Here is a 3065-nt window from a genome sequence, read left to right as displayed (position 1 = left end):
TTCACCCTGCAGGTCGCCTCGGGCAACCTGGCGGCACGTTCGCCGGATCAACGGCGTGATGAGGTCGGGGTCCTGCTCAGGGCGATGGACATCATGCGCAAGAGCCTCTACAGCACGACTTACAGCGTGCAGCAGGGGATCGAGGTGGTGAACCCGGCATCCCGCTCCATTGCCCGTGGCAACGAGGACCTCTCCGCCCGTACCGAGCAGCAGGCCGCCTCGCTGCAGGAGACGGCCTCCAGCATGGAGGAGATGACCACCACGGTGCAGCAGAATACCGACAATGCCCGGCAAGCCAGTGGCCTGGCGCTGGACAACGCCGGTCGCGTGCGTGATACCGGCGATCTGATGAACGGCGTGGTGAAGACCATGGAGCGCATCACCGCCAGCTCGAACAAGATGACCGACATCATCAATGTCATCGACGGTATCGCCTTCCAGACCAACATCCTGGCACTGAATGCCTCGGTGGAGGCGGCGCGTGCCGGCGAACAGGGTCGCGGCTTCGCGGTGGTGGCGGAAGAGGTCCGCAGCCTGGCCGGACGTTCGGCGGACGCGGCCAAGGAGATCCGTCAGCTGATCGACGGCTCGGCCGGCGAGATCAGGGAAGGGGCGGCCCAGGTCCAGAAGGCCGAGAGCGCCATGGCGGAAGTCGTGGCGGCGTCTTCCCGGGTCAACGACATCATGGGTGAGATCACGGCGGCTTCCGAGGAACAGAGCAGCGGCATCGGCCAGATCAATCAGGCCATCACCGAAATGGACCAGGTCACTCAGCAGAATGCCGAGCGCGTGCAGCAGAGCGCCCGTGCGGCCAGCGACCTGCGGCACCAGGCCGAGCAGCTGGCCCAGACCATTCGAGTCTTCCGCTTGCAGGGGGCCGGACCCGAAAGGGTGCCGGTCGACCAGGAGGCCGAAGCGCTTCCACGAGCCGGCAACCACAAAAAGCCGGCCAATACGCCAGCCTTGCAGCACGACCCTCTCCCCATCAGGCGAGCTTCGACCGGGAACCGGTCGGTGGCCGAGGAGGAGTGGGAAACGTTCTAGATGGGGACCCATACAAGGCGGCAAAGGACAATAACCATGCGCGACAATCGGCCAGTAACCCAGCGTGAATACGAGTTGAATGACCAGCACCTGCTGATCACTCGTACCGACCTAGAGGGGCATATCACTTACGCCAACACGGCGTTCGTGGAAGTCAGCGGCTTTAGCCATGACGAGCTGATCGGCGCGCCGCATAACCTGATCCGGCATCCCGACATGCCGTCCGCCGCGTTTGTCGATCTATGGAGGTCCCTCAAGGCCGGCGAGACCTGGCAAGGGGTGATCAAGAACCGTCGCAAGAATGGTGACCACTACTGGGTCCAGTCGACGATTACGCCGATCCTCGAGGACGGTAAGTGTCAGGGGTACACCTCGGTGCGTACCAAGGCCGATCCGGCCCTCGTCGAGACGTTGGAGAGCGCCTATGGACGCATTCGCGAAGGGCGTGCCAGGCGGTGGACGTTCAGGCAAGGCCAACTCGTACGGCGTGGCCCGCTGGGCCTGTTGGCTCGACTCAACCTGCATACCATTCGTGCCAAACTGGTCATCATGACGCTGGTTCCCGTGCTGCTGCTGTTGCTGAGCGGCGCGGCAGGCCTCTACGGCCTGCAAGTCTCGGGTGACCGAGTGGCGCAGCTCAACAATAACGGCGTACAGGATATCGCCGACCTGCAGCGGATCGACCAGTTGCTGAGCCAGCTCATGGTCGATCTGGAGCGCCCGGTGCGTAATCCCCGTGCATTGCGGACGGAGCAGGTGCATGAACTCGCCGATGAGGTCGTCGGGATCACGGAACGAATCGAGGCGTCCTGGCAAAGCTTCCTCGATGACGAGGACGTGTCCCAGCCGGAGATAGTCACTCTGGACGGGCAGCTCGATGTCGCTATCGAGGATGGCATCCAGCCAACCATGGCTGCGCTCATCGAGGGCAGCGGTTTTGCTGCCTATGAGGCTTTCAATGACGTGCTGCGGGTGGAAGTCGAGGCGATTGGGCAAAGCATCAATATCCTGGTGGAAGGCAAGCTGGCCTTTGCCGACGAACTGGCCGAGCAGGCCGCACAAGAACAAGCCTTGATACTGAAGGGGCAGGTCATTGCGGTATCGCTCGGTGTCGCCTTCCTGATCCTGCTGGGTCTCTGGACCATGGGGTCCATCAACCGTCCGCTGCGCCGGGCCGTGGATTTCACCCTGCAGGTCGCCTCGGGCAACCTGGCGGCACGTTCGCCGGATCAACGGCGTGATGAGGTCGGGGTCCTGCTCAGGGCGATGGACATCATGCGCAAGAGCCTCTACAGCACGACTTACAGCGTGCAGCAGGGGATCGAGGTGGTGAACCCGGCATCCCGCTCCATTGCCCGTGGCAACGAGGACCTCTCCGCCCGTACCGAGCAGCAGGCCGCCTCGCTGCAGGAGACGGCCTCCAGCATGGAGGAGATGACCACCACGGTGCAGCAGAATACCGACAATGCCCGGCAAGCCAGTGGCCTGGCGCTGGACAACGCCGGTCGCGTGCGTGATACCGGCGATCTGATGAACGGCGTGGTGAAGACCATGGAGCGCATCACCGCCAGCTCGAACAAGATGACCGACATCATCAATGTCATCGACGGTATCGCCTTCCAGACCAACATCCTGGCACTGAATGCCTCGGTGGAGGCGGCGCGTGCCGGCGAACAGGGTCGCGGCTTCGCGGTGGTGGCGGAAGAGGTCCGCAGCCTGGCCGGACGTTCGGCGGACGCGGCCAAGGAGATCCGTCAGCTGATCGACGGCTCGGCCGGCGAGATCAGGGAAGGGGCGGCCCAGGTCCAGAAGGCCGAGAGCGCCATGGCGGAAGTCGTGGCGGCGTCTTCCCGGGTCAACGACATCATGGGTGAGATCACGGCGGCTTCCGAGGAACAGAGCAGCGGCATCGGCCAGATCAATCAGGCCATCACCGAAATGGACCAGGTCACTCAGCAGAATGCCGAGCGCGTGCAGCAGAGCGCCCGTGCGGCCAGCGACCTGCGGCACCAGGCCGAGCA

Annotated in this window: 2 protein-coding genes; both read left to right on the top strand. The window is 63.8% G+C overall.

Translation table 11 applies throughout. The features are described 5' to 3' along the window. A partial coding sequence (locus tag C1H69_RS12035; protein ID WP_240609924.1) for a methyl-accepting chemotaxis protein occupies nt 1-1044 on the top strand: 1044 nt, incomplete at its 5' end. A 36-nt stretch (nt 1045-1080) separates the two neighbouring features. Next, a partial coding sequence (locus tag C1H69_RS12030) for a methyl-accepting chemotaxis protein (RefSeq protein ID WP_102653655.1) occupies nt 1081-3065 on the top strand: 1985 nt, incomplete at its 3' end.

It is taken from the genome of Billgrantia endophytica (genome assembly GCF_002879615.1).
GTDB lineage: Bacteria > Pseudomonadota > Gammaproteobacteria > Pseudomonadales > Halomonadaceae > Halomonas > Halomonas endophytica.
The sequence above is the reverse complement of the archived record's forward strand: the minus strand, read 5'-3'. Positions and strand labels throughout refer to the sequence as shown.